The organism is Lichenicola sp. GTC18331, from assembly GCF_055386855.1.
On record NZ_AP045015.1, the window covers coordinates 470,172 to 485,193 of the forward strand.

Annotated in this window: 13 protein-coding genes and 1 tRNA gene; 5 read left to right on the forward strand and 9 right to left on the reverse strand. The window is 68.2% G+C overall.

What is annotated here, in order from left to right:
- Positions 1 to 4 precede the first annotated feature (4 nt).
- A complete protein-coding gene (locus tag ACZ5BM_RS02205; RefSeq protein ID WP_498909704.1) occupies positions 5 to 811 on the forward strand; it encodes an ABC transporter ATP-binding protein in 807 nt (268 codons plus the stop codon).
- Between the two features lie 282 nt (positions 812 to 1,093).
- Here ACZ5BM_RS02205 and ACZ5BM_RS02210 read toward each other — a convergent pair.
- The 5 genes from ACZ5BM_RS02210 to ssb form a co-directional block, all read right to left on the reverse strand.
- A tRNA-Lys gene (locus ACZ5BM_RS02210) sits at positions 1,094 to 1,168 on the reverse strand.
- Between the two features lie 46 nt (positions 1,169 to 1,214).
- On the reverse strand, positions 1,215 to 1,715 hold the full coding sequence (locus ACZ5BM_RS02215) for a peptidylprolyl isomerase (RefSeq protein ID WP_498909705.1): 501 nt from the start codon (positions 1,713 to 1,715) through the stop codon (positions 1,215 to 1,217).
- Between the two features lie 33 nt (positions 1,716 to 1,748).
- Positions 1,749 to 2,255, reverse strand: a complete 507-nt coding sequence (coaD, locus tag ACZ5BM_RS02220) for a pantetheine-phosphate adenylyltransferase (RefSeq protein WP_498909706.1) — start codon at positions 2,253 to 2,255, stop codon at positions 1,749 to 1,751.
- Between the two features lie 4 nt (positions 2,256 to 2,259).
- A complete protein-coding gene (gyrA, locus tag ACZ5BM_RS02225; RefSeq protein WP_498911447.1) occupies positions 2,260 to 5,040 on the reverse strand; it encodes a DNA gyrase subunit A in 2,781 nt (926 codons plus the stop codon).
- 626 nt (positions 5,041 to 5,666) lie between these two features.
- On the reverse strand, positions 5,667 to 6,224 hold the full coding sequence (gene ssb / locus ACZ5BM_RS02230) for a single stranded DNA-binding domain-containing protein (protein ID WP_498909707.1): 558 nt from the start codon (positions 6,222 to 6,224) through the stop codon (positions 5,667 to 5,669).
- A gap of 175 nt (positions 6,225 to 6,399) precedes the next feature.
- Here ssb and uvrA point away from each other — a divergent pair, with 175 nt between their 5' ends.
- Positions 6,400 to 9,276, forward strand: coding sequence for an excinuclease ABC subunit UvrA (gene uvrA, locus ACZ5BM_RS02235; protein ID WP_498911449.1), 2,877 nt, complete (start codon positions 6,400 to 6,402; stop codon positions 9,274 to 9,276).
- Positions 9,209 to 10,180 carry an NAD(P)-dependent oxidoreductase gene (locus ACZ5BM_RS02240; protein ID WP_498911450.1) on the forward strand — a complete coding sequence of 324 codons (972 nt, stop codon included), beginning with the start codon at positions 9,209 to 9,211 and terminating at the stop codon, positions 10,178 to 10,180. The genes uvrA and ACZ5BM_RS02240 overlap by 68 nt, the downstream gene beginning before the upstream one ends.
- Here the strand turns inward: ACZ5BM_RS02240 and ACZ5BM_RS02245 are convergent.
- Positions 10,126 to 10,974, reverse strand: a complete 849-nt coding sequence (locus ACZ5BM_RS02245; RefSeq protein ID WP_498909708.1) for a LytTR family DNA-binding domain-containing protein — start codon at positions 10,972 to 10,974, stop codon at positions 10,126 to 10,128. The genes ACZ5BM_RS02240 and ACZ5BM_RS02245 overlap by 55 nt on opposite strands.
- A gap of 145 nt (positions 10,975 to 11,119) precedes the next feature.
- Here ACZ5BM_RS02245 and ACZ5BM_RS02250 point away from each other — a divergent pair, with 145 nt between their 5' ends.
- On the forward strand, positions 11,120 to 11,626 hold the full coding sequence (locus tag ACZ5BM_RS02250) for a DUF6622 family protein (RefSeq protein ID WP_498909709.1): 507 nt from the start codon (positions 11,120 to 11,122) through the stop codon (positions 11,624 to 11,626).
- Positions 11,627 to 11,635: 9 nt separating this feature from the next.
- Here ACZ5BM_RS02250 and ACZ5BM_RS02255 read toward each other — a convergent pair whose 3' ends face one another.
- Positions 11,636 to 12,478 (reverse strand): SDR family NAD(P)-dependent oxidoreductase, encoded by an 843-nt coding sequence (locus ACZ5BM_RS02255; RefSeq protein ID WP_498909710.1) that lies wholly within the window; start codon positions 12,476 to 12,478, stop codon positions 11,636 to 11,638.
- A gap of 77 nt (positions 12,479 to 12,555) precedes the next feature.
- Positions 12,556 to 13,341 (reverse strand): squalene/phytoene synthase family protein, encoded by a 786-nt coding sequence (locus ACZ5BM_RS02260; RefSeq protein WP_498909711.1) that lies wholly within the window; start codon positions 13,339 to 13,341, stop codon positions 12,556 to 12,558.
- A gap of 111 nt (positions 13,342 to 13,452) precedes the next feature.
- Between ACZ5BM_RS02260 and ACZ5BM_RS02265 the strand changes: the two genes are divergently transcribed.
- Positions 13,453 to 14,061 (forward strand): superoxide dismutase, encoded by a 609-nt coding sequence (locus tag ACZ5BM_RS02265; protein WP_498909712.1) that lies wholly within the window; start codon positions 13,453 to 13,455, stop codon positions 14,059 to 14,061.
- A gap of 37 nt (positions 14,062 to 14,098) precedes the next feature.
- Here ACZ5BM_RS02265 and ACZ5BM_RS02270 read toward each other — a convergent pair whose 3' ends face one another.
- Positions 14,099 to 15,016, reverse strand: coding sequence for a nucleoside hydrolase (locus ACZ5BM_RS02270; RefSeq protein ID WP_498909713.1), 918 nt, complete (start codon positions 15,014 to 15,016; stop codon positions 14,099 to 14,101).
- Between the last annotated feature and the right edge of the window lie 6 nt (positions 15,017 to 15,022).

The following is a 15,022-nucleotide window of genomic DNA, read 5'->3' on the forward strand; positions in this document are numbered from 1 at the left end:
GCGCATGAATGCCGCCCCATCCTGCCGGATCCCGACCGGAACCGGCGTCGAGGTGTCCGACCTCTCGGTCACCTTTCCGCTCTATCACGGCAGCGCCCGCACCTTGCGACGCACGCTGGCCAACATGCGCTCGACCCGCTTCGAGCAGGACCAGCAGCAGCGCATGGTGGTCCAGGCGCTGCGCTCGATCTCCTTCTCCCTGAAGCCCGGCGACCGCCTCGGCCTGGTCGGCGGCAACGGCGCCGGCAAGACCACGCTGCTCCGGGCGCTGGCCGGGATCTACGAGCCGGTCGGCGGACGCGTCACCATTCGCGGCGAGATCAACGCCCTGCTCGACACCAATCTGGGCATGAACCTGGAGCTGACCGGCCGCGAGAATATCGGCCTGCGCGGTCTCCATGCCGGGCTGTCGCCGCGACGGATCCGCGAGATCGAACAGGACGTGCAGGGCTTCGCCGAACTCGGCTCGTTTCTCGACATGCCGGTCCGCACCTACAGTTCGGGCATGGTGATCCGGCTCGGCTTCGCGCTCGCCACCTCCATCCGCCCGCGCGTGCTGCTGATGGACGAATGGTTCCTGGCCGGCGACGCCATCTTCATGAACAAGGCGCAGGACCGGCTCGAGGCTCTGGTGCGTCAGGCCGAGATCCTGGTGATCTCCACTCATCTGATGAAGGTGGTCGCGACATGGTGCACGCGCGTGCTGTGGCTGGATCACGGCATGATCCGCATGCAGGGCACGCCGGACGAGGTCCTCCCCGCCTACCTCGCCGAGGAAGCCATCCCTGCGATGGAAACCACACCAGCCTGAAGATCGGCCTCGATGCTGGCGGGCCGGAATCGCCGAATCTCGGAGCGCCTGTCGGTAGAAGAATCGATTGACGGACACGCCCGTATCGCTTGCGTGACGCGTAGCCACGGCGTTCGTCGCCCGGCTTGGACCTGCGTTCCTGACAGACGGATGATGTCCAGCGGTTCGGCGTTTCTCGCCAAATGCGCGTCGTCTATCCCGCCATGCAGGAGTCGATGCCCCTCTATCCGAGCCGCATCAGCGTACTGAAAGAAGAGGGAATCCCGGCACGGGAAAAGGAAATGGTGGGCCGGGTGGGGTTCGAACCCACGGCCATTCGATTAAAAGTCGAATGCTCTACCACTGAGCTACCGGCCCGCCAGAACGGGCGCCGAACGATGGGTCCGGCGCCACGTGAACGCGATCAGGCGGCCGGCTGGCTCGCCGGGCGCATGGTCACGATGCGGTCCGGGTCGGATACCATGCCGCTGCCGCCAGCGCCACGCTTGATCTGATCGACCAGCTCCATTCCTTCCACGACCTCGCCGAAAATCGTGTATTGCCCGTCCAGGCTCGGCGCCGGCGCGAACATGATGAAGAACTGCGAGTTGGCGCTGTGCGGATGCGCGGTGCGGGCGGCGCCCAGGGTGCCACGCACGAATCGGGCCTTGTTGGTGAACTCGCTCTTCAGGTCGGGCAGCTTGGAGCCGCCGGTGCCGGTGCCGGTCGGATCGCCGCCCTGGGCCATGAAGCCCTCGATCACGCGATGGAACGGGGTGTTGTCGTAGAAGCCTTCGGCTGCCAGCGACCGGAAGCGGGCGGCGTGCTCGGGCGCCAGATCCGGGCGCAGCTTGATCACGACCCGGCCGGTCTTCAGATCGAGATTGATCAGGTCGTCGGTGGCGGGCGCGGTGGATTCGGACATTAAATTACCTCGTGAATGATAAGGACCGGCCGCTCAGCGGAGCTTGGCCATGATCCTGCCATGGGTGTGCCGGGGCACGAAGGCGGTGACGTCGCCACCGAGCTGGGCGATCTCCTTCACCAGCCGGGACGAAATGAACTGGTAGCTCTCCGTCGCCATCAGGAACACGGTCTCGATACCGGGATCGAGCCTGTGGTTCATGCCGAACATCTGGGTTTCGTAGTCGTAGTCGGTCACGGCGCGGAGACCGCGGATGATGACGTTGGCGCCGTGCTGACGGGCGCACTGCACCAGCAGGTTGTCGAAACCGATCACCTCGATCGGGGTTCCCGTCTCCTGCGACACGAGACGGGTTTCGTGCGCGACGCACTCCACCCGCTCGGCCAGGCTCATCAGCGGCGCCTTGCCGATATTGGCGGCGACGCCGACGATCAGGCGCTCCACCAGACGGGCGCCGCGCGTGATGATGTCCAGGTGGCCCCTGGTGATCGGATCGAACGTGCCGGGATAGAACCCGACATGCTGCCGGCTGTCCGCCATCCGCTTATCCTTCGCTCTCCGGCGTGGTGTCCGGCGTTTGCGCCTCGTCCGGGGCGGTGTCGGCGATCTCCGCCGCATCCTCGCCGTCCGCCGATTCGTCCTCCAGGACGGGGAACACGCTGGTGACGCGCTCCTTGCCGTCCAGGCGGAACAGGGTGACGCCCATGGAGGCGCGTCCGGTGATCCGCACCTGATCCACCGGCACGCGGATCAAACGGCCGGCATCGGTCACCAGCATCACGTCGGTGCCGTGCAGCACCGGTAGGGTGGCAACCACCTCGGTGCCGCTGCGGGCGGTGAAGGTGACGTTGGCGATGCCCAGACCGCCACGTCCGCTGGCGCGGTAGTCATAGGCCGAGGAGCGCTTGCCGAAGCCGCCATTGGTGACGGTGAGCAGGATCTCCTCGCCGGATTCGAGTTCGGCGAACCGTTCGGCGTCCAGGGCCGCCGCGACGACGCCCTCTTCCTGTGCTTCGGCGTCGATCTCGGACTCGCCTTCCGCCGACGGGTCGGCGGCCTCGGCCCGACGCTTGGCGTTGGCCATCTTGAGGAAGCCGGCTCGTTCGTCCGGGCTGGCCTCCACATGGTTCAGCACGGCAAGGCTATTCACCTCGTCGTTGTTGCCGAGACGGATGCCGCGCACGCCGGTGGAATCGCGGCCCGCGAACACGCGCAGGGTCTCGTCGGTGATCTGGAAGCGGATGCAGCGGCCGAGGCGTGTGGCCAGCATCACGTCCTGGCCTTCGCGGCAGGTGGCGACACCGATCAGGCTGTCGCCGGTCTTGCCCCAGGCCTCGTCGAGCTTCATCGCGATCAGGCCGGACGAGCGCACGTTGCGGAAATCGCTGAGGCGGTTGCGTCGCACGTTGCCGGACGCGGTGGCGAAGACGAGGTGCAGGTTCTCCCACAGGGTCTCGTCCTGCGGCAGCGGCAGCACCGTGGTGATGGAATCGCCGCCGAGTTCGGGCAGCAGGTTCACCAGCGCCCTGCCCTTCGCGGTGGGGCTGGCTTCCGGCAGGCGCCAGACCTTTTCGCGATACGCCTTGCCGCCGGAGGAGAAGAACAGCACCCATTGATGGGTGTGGGCATTGAAGGAGCGGGTGACGATGTCGTCGCCGCGACGGCCCGCCGCCGTGCGTCCGCGTCCGCCGCGATTCTGCGCCCGGAAGGTTTCCAGCGGCGTGCGCTTGATGAAGCCGTCGCGGGTGATGGTCACGACCATCTGCCCCGGCTCGACCAGGCTCTCGTCGGTCTGGTCGCCGGCGATGTCGGAGATCTCCGTCATGCGCGGCGTGGCGATCTCGGCGCGGACCACGCCCAGCTCGTCGCGCATCACTTCCAGACGGCGCGGACGGCTGCCGATGATCTCCAGCAGCTCGTTGATCCTCTGGCCGACCTCGCCCAGCTCGGCCTGGATCTTCTCGCGTTCCAGACCGGTGAGGCGCTGCAGGCGCAGTTCCAGGATGCCGCGCGCCTGGGCTTCGGTGAGGCGGACGCGCCCGTCGATCACCACGTTGCCGTCGTCATGGATCAGCGACAGCAGCGGCTCGATCTCCGCCGCGTCCCAATCCTGCGTCATCAGGGCCTCGCGCGCCGAGGCGGCGTCGGGGGCGGAGCGGATCAGCGCGATCACCCGGTCGATATTGGCCACCGCCAGGACCAGGCCGACCAGCAGATGGCCGCGATCGCGTGCCTTGCCGAGATCGAACCGCGCCCGGCGCAGGATCACCTCCTCCCGGAAGGCGATGAAGGCCAGCAGCATCTCCTTCAGCCCCATCAGCTTGGGCTGTCCGTCGTTCAGCGCCAGCATGTTGACGCCGAACGAGGTCTGGAGCTGGGTGAAACGGTAGAGCTGGTTGAGCACCACTTCCGGGGTGGCGTCGCGCTTGACCTCGATCACGATCCGCATGCCGGAGCGGTCGCTCTCGTCACGGATGTCGGAGATGCCTTCGACCTGCTTGGCGCGGACCAGCTCGGCGATCTTCTCCTGCAAGGTGGCCTTGTTCACCTGATAGGGAATCTCGGTGATGACGATGGCCTTGCGGTCGCGTCGCAGATCCTCGATCTCGGCGCGGGCACGCACCATCACCGAACCGCGCCCGGTCTCGAAGGCGGAGCGGATGCCGGAACGGCCCAGGATGATGCCGCCGGTCGGGAAATCCGGCCCCGGCACGATCCGCATCAGATCCTCGAGCGACAGGGCCGGATCGGCGATCAGCGCCAGGGTGGCGTCGATGATCTCGCCCGGATTATGGGTCGGGATGTTGGTGGCCATGCCGACGGCGATGCCGGAGCCGCCATTGATCAGCAGGTTCGGATAGGCGGCGGGAAGGACCTTCGGTTCCTCCTCGCTCTCGTCGTAGTTCGGGCCGAAATCCACCGTGTCGCGGTCGATGTCGTCCAGCAGGAACATGGCCGATTTGGACAGGCGCGCTTCGGTGTAGCGCATCGCCGCCGGGCTATCGCCGTCCACCGAGCCGAAATTGCCCTGGCCGTCGATCAGGCGGACGCGCATCGACCAGCTCTGCGCCATGCGGACCATGGCGTCGTAGATCGAGCTGTCGCCGTGCGGATGGTATTTACCCATCACGTCGCCGACCGCGCGGGCCGATTTGCGATACGGCTTGTCGTGGGTGAAGCCGCTTTCGCGCATCGAATACAGGATGCGGCGATGCACGGGTTTCAGGCCGTCGCGCACGTCCGGCAGGGCGCGGCTGACGATCACGGACATCGCGTAGGCGAGATACGACGAGCGCATCTCCTCTTCGATGGTCACGGGCACCATGTCGGACGGCGCGCCCTCGGGCAGAACCGCCTCAGGCGGCAGCGGCGGCACGGGGGGCTCGGAGGAATCGCTCAACAGGCAGTCCATATCAGCAGGGCACCGCAACGGGCCGGCCTGGCTGTGGAGCGGCCGGTGCCGGAGCGGCACACGATGTCGGCGCGACAAACGCCGTGATTCTTATACCGTAGCACGCGCGCCGGGGCCGCAAAACCGTACACGACAAACGCCCGTTTCGTCGCCGGAGGGGGCGGGCATCCGGCAGCGCTCTGGGATGCACCGACCGTGCAGGCGGCATCCGCAACGCTTGTGTCGACGGCGATCCGATGCCGGTCCTACCGCAGCCGGCGCAGGCTCGCTGCCAGACGCGGCATTTCCAGCTTGGCTGCAACCGGCGCGACAGCCGCGCTGCGACATGCTCGCCCAGCCCTGCGACAAGGGCGAGCGCATGGTGTGAGCCACCGAACGGGCGCGCTCGCTCTACTGCCAGGCTTGCGCGATCGAAGACTCGCCCACCGCCTGCAACTTGGCCCGGAACACGTTGAAAACCCTCGGGCCGGCTTCACACGGAGCGGAACCGGAACGCGATGACGTTCCGATTTTCCGGCGCAAACCGACCGAGGCCGGGATCAGAACGGGATTTCGTCGTCCAGATCCGCGCCGGAGGGTTCCCAGCCGCCCTGGCCGCCGCCGGCCGTACCGCCGCCGGCCGGCTTGCTGCCGCCGCGCGGCGCCGCGATCGCGCGACCGCCGCCGCCCGAACCGCCGCCATAGCCGCCGCCACCGTAACCGCCGCCGCCGTAGCCACCGCCTTCACCACCCTCATCGCCGCCGCGGCCTGAGTCGAGCATGGTCAGCTCGCCGCGGAAGCGGTCGAGCACGATTTCCGTCGTGTATTTCTCCTGGCCGGACTGGTCGGTCCATTTCCGGGTCTGCAACGAGCCCTCGAGATAGACCTTCTTGCCCTTGCGGCAGAAGCGCTCGACCACGTCGGCGATGCGCTCGTTGAACACCACGACGCGGTGCCATTCGGTCTTCTCGCGTCGTTCGCCGGAGGCCTTGTCGTTCCAGCTTTCGCTGGTCGCCAGGGTGAAGTTGACGATCTTGGAGCCGTTCTGGGCGTTCCGGACCTCGGGGTCCTTTCCGAGATTCCCGACCAGGATCACCTTGTTGACGCTGCCGGCCATCGCAATTTCCAGTCTTCTTTCGGCGCCGGCCAGCCGAGGCTGCGGCACCTTTTCACTACGGTAGTGTTTACCTACGCGCCGCGTTATACACGTGGAACGTGAACAGACAATGAACAGGAGCTGCCGCTTGGCCCAGCCGACCCGGAAACGAACGAGCACGGCCGTCCAGACGGGGATCGCCGCGCCGAACGCCGCCATCCGGGTCCGCGGGGCACGCGAGCATAACCTGAAGAATATCGACGTCGACATCCCGCGCGACCAGCTCACCGTCGTCACCGGCCTGTCGGGCTCCGGGAAATCCTCCCTCGCCTTCGACACCATCTATGCCGAGGGCCAGCGTCGCTACGTCGAGAGCCTGTCCGCCTATGCGCGCCAGTTCCTGGAGCTGATGGGCAAGCCGGACGTGGATTCGATCGAGGGCCTGTCTCCCGCGATCTCGATCGAACAGAAGACCACCTCGCGCAATCCGCGCTCCACCGTCGGCACCATCACCGAGGTGCACGACTACATGCGCCTGCTCTGGGCGCGGGCCGGGGTGCCGTATTCGCCCGCCACCGGCCTGCCGATCGAGGCGCAGACGGTGAGCCAGATGGTGGACCGGGTGATGGCGATGCCGGAGGGCACGCGGCTGATGCTGCTGGCGCCGGTGATCAAGGACCGCAAGGGCGAGTATCGCAAGGAGCTGGCCGATCTGGCGCGCAAGGGCTTCACCCGCGCGAAGGTGGACGGCACGCTCTACGAGATCGCCGACGTTCCCAACCTGAACCGCAAGCTGAAGCACACGGTGGAAGCCGTGGTGGACCGGGTGATCGTCAAGGCCGGGATCGAGAGCCGTCTTGCCGACAGTTTCGAGCAGGCGCTCGGCCTGTCGGACGGCATCGTCTACGCCGAGGAAGTCGTGAAAGAGGCCGCCGATCCGAAACGGACGGTGTTCTCCTCCAAATTCGCCTGCCCGGTCAGCGGCTTCACGCTGGAAGAGGTCGAGCCGCGGCTGTTCTCGTTCAACGCGCCGCAGGGCGCCTGTCCTGTCTGCGACGGCATCGGGGTGGAAAGCTTCTTCGACCCGCATCTGGTGGTGCCAGACGAAAATCTGACCCTGGCCGGCGGTGCGGTCGCGCCCTGGAACGGCAGCCAGAGCCCGTACTACATCCAGACTCTGCAAAGCCTGATGCGGCATTTCGGCACGTCGATGACCGTGTCCTGGGACGCGCTGCCCACGCCGGTACGGGATGCGGTGCTGCATGGCACCGAGGAGGTAGTAGAGTTCACCTACAAGGACGACAAGCGGTCCTATACGGTGAAGAAGGCCTTCGAGGGGGTGCTGAAGAACCTGCAGCGCCGTTTCACCGAAACCGACAGCGCGTGGATCCGCGAGGAGATGTCGCGCTACCAGTCGGAAAAGCCGTGTCATGTCTGCAACGGCGCCCGTCTGCGTCCGGAAGCGCTGTCGGTGAAGATCGCCGGGCATACCATCGCCGACGCCTCCGAACTGCCGATCCGGCGCGCCCTGCACTGGTTCGGCACGGTGGAAGCCACGCTGACGCCGCAGCGGGCCGAGATCGCGCGGCGCATCCTGCGCGAGATCCTGGACCGTCTGCGCTTCCTGGACGATGTGGGGCTCGATTATCTGACGCTGTCGCGCGGTTCGGCCACCTTGTCCGGCGGCGAGTCGCAGCGCATCCGCCTGGCCTCGCAGATCGGCTCCGGACTGACCGGCGTCCTGTATGTTCTGGACGAGCCGTCGATCGGCCTGCACCAGCGCGACAACGAGCGTCTGCTCGGCACGCTCGACCGGCTGAAGCGGCTCGGCAACACGCTTCTGGTGGTGGAGCATGACGAGGACGCGATCCGCTCAGCCGACTACCTGATCGATATGGGCCCGGCCGCCGGCGTGCATGGCGGCAACGTGATCGCGCATGGCACGCCGGAAGAGGTGGCGGCGCATCCCGACAGCCTGACCGGCGCCTATCTGTCCGGGCGCCGGGCGATCCCTGTGCCGGCGGAGCGCCGGCCGATCGATCCGAAGCGCCAGGTGCGGGTGATCGGTGCGACCGGCAACAACCTCAAGAATGTCTCGGCCTCGTTCCCGCTCGGCACCTTCACCTGCATCACCGGGGTGTCCGGCGGCGGCAAGTCGACGCTGGTGATCGACACGCTCTACAAGGCGCTGTCACGCCGCCTGATGGGCTCGGGCCAGGTGCCGGCGCCGCATGAGCGGATCGACGGCCTGGAGCTGCTCGACAAGATCATCGATATCGACCAGTCGCCGATCGGCCGCACGCCGCGCTCCAACCCGGCCACCTATACCGACCTGTTCGCGCCGATCCGCGATTGGTTCGCCGAGCTGCCGGAGAGCAAGGCGCGCGGCTACAAGCCGGGCCGCTTCTCGTTCAACGTGAAGGGTGGGCGGTGCGAGGCGTGCCAGGGCGACGGCGTGCTGAAGATCGAGATGCACTTCCTGCCGGACGTGTTCGTGACCTGCGACACCTGCAAGGGCCAGCGCTACAACCGCGAAACGCTGGAGGTGAAGTTCCGCGGCCACTCCATCGCCGACGTGCTGAACATGACGGTGGACGAGGCGGTGCCGTATTTCTCCGCCGCCAACCGCATCCGCGACCGTCTCACCATCCTGCAACAGGTCGGGCTCGGCTACGTGAAGCTGGGACAGCAGGCCACCACGCTTTCCGGCGGCGAGGCGCAGCGTGTGAAGCTGAGCAAGGAGCTGGCCCGGCGCGCCACCGGCCGCACGCTCTATATTCTCGACGAGCCGACCACGGGGCTGCACACCGAGGACGTGCGCAAGCTGCTGGAGGTGCTGCATGCGCTGGTGGACCAGGGCAACACGGTGCTGGTGATCGAGCACAATCTGGAGGTGATCAAGACCGCCGACTGGGTGCTCGATCTGGGGCCGGAGGGCGGCGATGGCGGCGGTCTCGTGGTGGCCGAAGGCACGCCGGAGCAGATCGCGGCGCATCCCGAGAGCCATACCGGCCGGTTCCTTCGGCCGCTTCTGCCGGAACCGGTGGCGCAGCGTCGGCGTAAGCGCGCCTGACGCGACGCGAGAGGGTTGGATGACTGAGCACAAGGTGGTGGGGTTCGTCGGCTACGGCGCGATGGCGAAGCTGATGGCGACGCATATCCGCGACGCGGGCTACACGGTGGTGGCGTTCACCCCGTCCGCGAAGGGCGGCAAGGCGGAGGACGGCACACGCATGCTGTCCTCGCCGCGCGCGCTGGCGGCGGAAAGTGCGGTGGTGATGATCAGCGTGCCGAACGACGACGCGGTCGAGGAATCCGCCTACGGCGCCGACGGTATCCTGGCCGGGATGAAGAGCGGCGGGCTGCTGATCAACACCTCCTCAGTGTCGCCGCGCGTCTCGCGCCGCCTGTTCGCGGCGGGTGCGGAGAAGGGCATCGCCGTGGTGGATGCGCCGGTTTCGGGCAGCACGCCGGAAGCGGAGAAGGGCGAGCTGGTGGTGCTGGCCGGCGGCGAAGACGCGGACATCGCCCGCGCCAAACCGTTTCTGGACGCGATCGGCAAGAAGACGGTGCATGCCGGGCCGGCCGGACAGGGTTCGGCGCTGAAGCTGGTGGTCAACGGCATCATGGTCTCGACCATGGCCGCGATCAGCGAGGCGGCGGGGTATGGCGTGGCGGCGGGGCTCGACCGCGACCTGCTGCTGGAAACGCTGGGCGGGCTGGCGGTCGTGTCGCCGCATCATCAGCGCAAGATCAAGGCGGCCGGGTCGGGCGATCTCGAGCCGCAATTCCCAACCTGGCTGGCGCACAAGGATCTGGGACTGCTGCTGGCCGACGCCGCCGCCCATGGCGCGCCGCTGGGCACCATCGCGGCGGCGACGCAGTTGATGACGCTGATGAATCAGGATCAGGCGAAGGACGACTATTCGGTGGTGCTGCCCACCGCCATGATGCTGGCTTCGTCCGCGGAGGACTGACCGGTTCGGGCGGCGGGGCCGAACCCTGCCGCCCGCATTGCCGGCACCGCGGCGCGGCTGACCGGCACGACGAGACCGGTTTCCAGAACGAGCTGCCATCCCTGCCCGCGCCGCTCGGCCCGCGCCCTCGCATCGCGCGCGATCCAGAACGAGCGATGCGGCTGCCAGCCAGCGGCCTCGCCCAGAGCGGCGATGGCATCGCGCATGCGGAGCAGGACGAGCTTTTCCGCCCCGTCGCAATGCAGCCGGAGATAATGATCCTCGGCCTGGAGGGCGATCAGACGCCGTCCAGCGAGGTCGGGGGCATGGGCGCGCAGGAAGGCGCGGCGGTCTCCGCTGGCCGGCGCCGGAGCGGCGGGGGCCTCGGGTGGTGGTGCTCCGGGACGGGCATCGGGCACCGTCCAGGACGTGACGACGCCGCGATAGGCGAAGGCGGCGGCGAGGCCCAAAGGCAGGGTGTCCAGCCAAATCCACAACAATGGCCCGGCATGGCCGAACGCGATCCGGTTGATCAGCGAGATTCCCAGCACGCCCGGTACGGAGGCTAGTAGTGCGTTCGCGGCGACGCTCCGTGCACCGGTCAGTCGATGGCCGGTGCGGGCGAGCAGAAGGCAGGCCAGGGTGACGCCGAGCTGCCAGAACAGTCCGCACAGCAGGAAGTAGCCGGCGCGCTCCACGACTGAGAGACGTTCGCTGCCCCAGGGCGCCATGGTCGTGAGAAGCGCAGATACGGCCAGGAGCGACACGAACCTGAACAGGACGGATCTTCGGAGGGACAACGGGCGTGGCGGCATGACCGGAGTTCCTCCCATTCGCGCTTCGTGAACCGACAATAACAGCGTTTCGCGAACGGCGCGCCGCATTCCGCGAAGCCGCCATTGCGGCAACACGGGCGAAGCGGGCACCGGGAGGTCGTTCTTTTCTCGGAGCTCCGACGCCATGTTCATCGAGCAGATCATCCGCCACACCCCGGTCTGGGTCTGGGCCATGCTCGCCTATCTCGTCTACCAGGGTGCCTGCGCCCTCAAGGACCAGACCGTCTCGCTGCGGCGGATGGTGGTGGTGCCGGTACTGTTCGCGGCCTGGGGCGTCGAGACGATGCTGTCCGGCCATCCCGGCGCGGTGCAGATCGGATGCTGGCTGGCCGCGGCGGCGATCCTGTCGCCCCTGGGGCTGCTGACGGGGCCGACCTTGCATGCGGTGGACCCGGACACCGGGCTGGTGCGTCGCGGCGGCAGTGCGGGGCCGCTCGTGCGGAGCCTGCTGGTGTTCGTGCTGAAATACGGTTCGGCCGTCACCGTGGCGGTTCAGCAGCCGCCGAGCCCGACGACCCTTTCCGTCGCCGCCGCGATCTCCGGCGCCACGGCGGGCTATTTCGGCGGCTGGCTGCTGTCGCTCTACGGCCGGCACAGGATGGCGCCGCGTTCAGCGCTGCGGGCGGCCTGAGCAGGGCGTTCAGCCGCGCAGGAAGCGGCTGAACGCCTCGGCGTGGTCCGGATGCCACCGTGACAAAGGCGGGCGGTTCTCGACGATGTCGCCGGCGGCCCACAGGATGCGCTTCTCGTCGGTGGCGCGGGACACGTCGTTGTCCGGGCACAGGATGTAGAAATCGCCGGCTTCGAGCCGTTCGAGCATGAAGGCGACGGTCTGGTCCGGCGTCCAGGCCGCCTCGGGCTTCTCCGTGCGCCCGCCGCGGGTCAGGCCGGTCCAGACGAAGCCGGGGATCAGCAGATGCGCGCTGACCCGGCATCCCTCCCGGTTGCGCAGCATGTGCTGCACCGCCTCGGTGAAGGCCTTCACGCCCGCCTTGGCGACGTTGTAGGCCGGGTCGCCGGGCGGGGTGGTGATGCCCTGCTTGGAGCCGGAAACGACGATCAGGCCGGGCGCGTCGGTTTCGGTCATGCCTGGCAGGACGGCGCGGACGGTCTCGATCACCCCGTGCAGGTTCACCGCGAGAATGTCGTCCCAGCTCCGGTCCTCGCCGGGGATGGCGCTGCCGGGCTGGATCGCGGCGTTGGCCATCGCCACGTCGATGCGGCCGCCCCAGCCGGTGACGGCGGCGACCATGCCCCGCACCTCGTCCCGCTCGGCGATGTCGAGCCCGAAGCCGCGCACCGCCCCCGCCCCGGTTTCGGCGGCGACGCTTTCCACCGCGCGTTCCAGCGCCGGGCCGGGCCGGTCGGCGATGGCGATGCGCATGCCGGCGGCGGCGAAGCGGCGACAGGCGGCCAGACCGATGCCGGACGCGCCGCCCGTGACCAGGGCCAGACCGTCCGTGTGGATCGCCTCGTAACCCATGCGTCGCTCCTGGAGGGATGTTCAGCCTTTCAAGACGGTTCGGAAGCAGGCGGGTTCGTTTCGGTCCGGTAAAGGGGTCAGCGCAGCCCGGCGGCGATCACCGCCAGACGGTCGCCGATGCCGCGCGCGCCGCCGGTCCGGTCGAACCGGGCTGGGTCGCCGTGCAGATCGCGCCGTGCGAGCACGAGAGGCGAGAGCGCGCAGTTCTGTCCGCGCGGCAGCCGGGGACCGGTCGCGTCAGCGAGGAAACGTTCGCCCTGCTCGGCCAGAAAGGCGCGCTGGGACGGGAGATCCAGATCGGCGATGCCGTCGGGCAGGACGTCGCGTTCGGCGGCCAGCAGGGCCGGCAGATAGCGCCGAAGCGCGCCGCAGGCGAAGGCGGCGCCCACATCGGCGAGACGGCTCGAGGCGCTGGCCGCGACGCCCAGCACGGCGCCGATCGCGCGTTGCAGCCCACCGGCGCCGCCAAGCAGGACGAGGCGCCATTCTGCCACGCCGAGACCGCCTTCCGCCTCGGCTTCGCGTGCGGCGATCATGCTCAGCAGCGCATCGGGCGGCACCCGGCCCTGTTCCAGCAGGTCGCGGATCGCGACGGCAACCGGCTGGTTGTGCCAGTCGTCGCGCTCGTTGCCGACCACCTCGCGCCACCACTGCAGCCGGATCAGCGCCGCGATCGGCCCGGCGCCGGAGCGGGCGGAGGGCAGTTCGGTGGCGCGCACCAGCTCGTGGTTGAACAGGATCAACGCGGCCAGGGGCTCGCGCAAGGCGGCGGGTGCCGGGGCGATGCACAGGAAGCGGTCGGGATCGACGGCGCTCGCTTCCGTGGTGAAACGACCGGCATCCGGTGCGCGTTGGTTCGGCATGCGGCGTGTGATGCTCCGGGCGAGCGGCACGGGCAAGTCATGCCTGCACGCCTTGACGCTCGCGGCAGCGACCCCATAGCTCTTCCCCGAGCCTCACCAGGAGAAACGCTCATGGCTTTCGAACTTCCCGCCCTGCCCTATCCGGCCAATGCCCTGGCCTCCAAGAGCATGGGCCAGCAGACTCTGGAACTGCATCACGGCAAGCATCACCAGGCCTATGTCACGGCGCTGAACGGCTTCGTGGAGAAGAACGAGGCGCTCCAGGGCAAGTCCCTGGACGAGATCGTCACCCTGAGCCACGGCAAGGCCGACATGGCGCCGGTGTTCAACAACGCCGGCCAGCACTGGAACCACATCCTGTTCTGGCAGGGCCTGTCGCCGACCGGCGGCGGCATTCCGGGCGCGCTGGAAAGCAAGATCGTGTCCGATTTCGGCAGCGTCGAAGCGTTCAAGGACGCGTTCAAGACCGCCGCCACCACCCAGTTCGGCTCCGGCTGGGCCTGGCTGGTGCTGGGCAGCGACGGCAAGCTGAAGGTCACCAAGACCGCCAACGGCTCCAACCCGCTGGCCGAAGGCTCGGGCACCGCGCTGCTGGGTCTCGATGTGTGGGAGCACTCCTACTATCTCGACTTCCAGAACCGCCGTCCGGACTACGTGACCAACTTCCTGGACAAGCTGGCCAATTACGAGTTCGCCGCGGCCCGTCTGCAGCAGAACTGATCGCCTGCCCCGGAGCCGGTTCGCGCCGGCTCCGGGTTCACTGCGTCAGGGCATCGCGCAGCAGGGTGTTCACCGCCTTCGGGTCGATCCCGAGGCAGACCTGCGCGTTCGGCGGTCCCGGCACCGGCCGGGTCAGCCCGTCCTCGTCGACGACGATCCGCATCGGCTCTTCCCGGCACAGATCCGATTGCAGCAGATGCGCCACCGGCACCACATCGAACAATGTCGGATGGTCGCCATAGGGGCTGTTCCGGTGCCATTCCGCGAACAAGGATCGCAGCGCCGCCTCGTCCGGCCGGCCCAGGATCACATCGCGATCGGCCGGGTCGAGCGGCACCAGCGTCGCGTCCAGCGGCATCATCTCGACCGGCACGCCGGAGGCCAGGACAGCACGTAATCCGGCCGGATCGCAGACGACGTTGTATTCCGGGTCCGGTCCGCTGCCGCGCGTCGGCCCGAACGGATAGCCGCGCCGGATCGAGCCGCCCATCATCACCACGGCGCGCAACCTGTGGAACGCCGACGGGTCGCGCCGGACCATCGCGCCCACGGTCGTCATCGGCGCCAGAGCGATCAGGGTGATGCTGTGCTCCGGCGCGGCGCGGAGACGGGTCAGGACGCCTTCAACGGCATCCGGAAAACCGCCCGGCGGGATCGGACCGCCTCGCGCGTAGACGGCCTGGGTGAAGCCCGTATGCGGCGCGGTGGCCGGTCCAGCGAATACCGGCACATCGCCGCGCCCGTTCGCATCGAGGAACCGTCGCGCGAGGCGGGCCCGCAGCGTGGTGTCGCCGAGGCTGGTGGAGACGGCCAACAGATGCAGCGACGGCGCGTGCAGCACCAACGCCAGGGCGAAGGCGTCGTCGAGATCGTCGCCGAGATCGGTATCGACGATCACGTCCCGCGGCGGATGTGCCGGAACCGTTGCGCAGCCGGCCAGCAGCCCCAGCGACAACAGCAG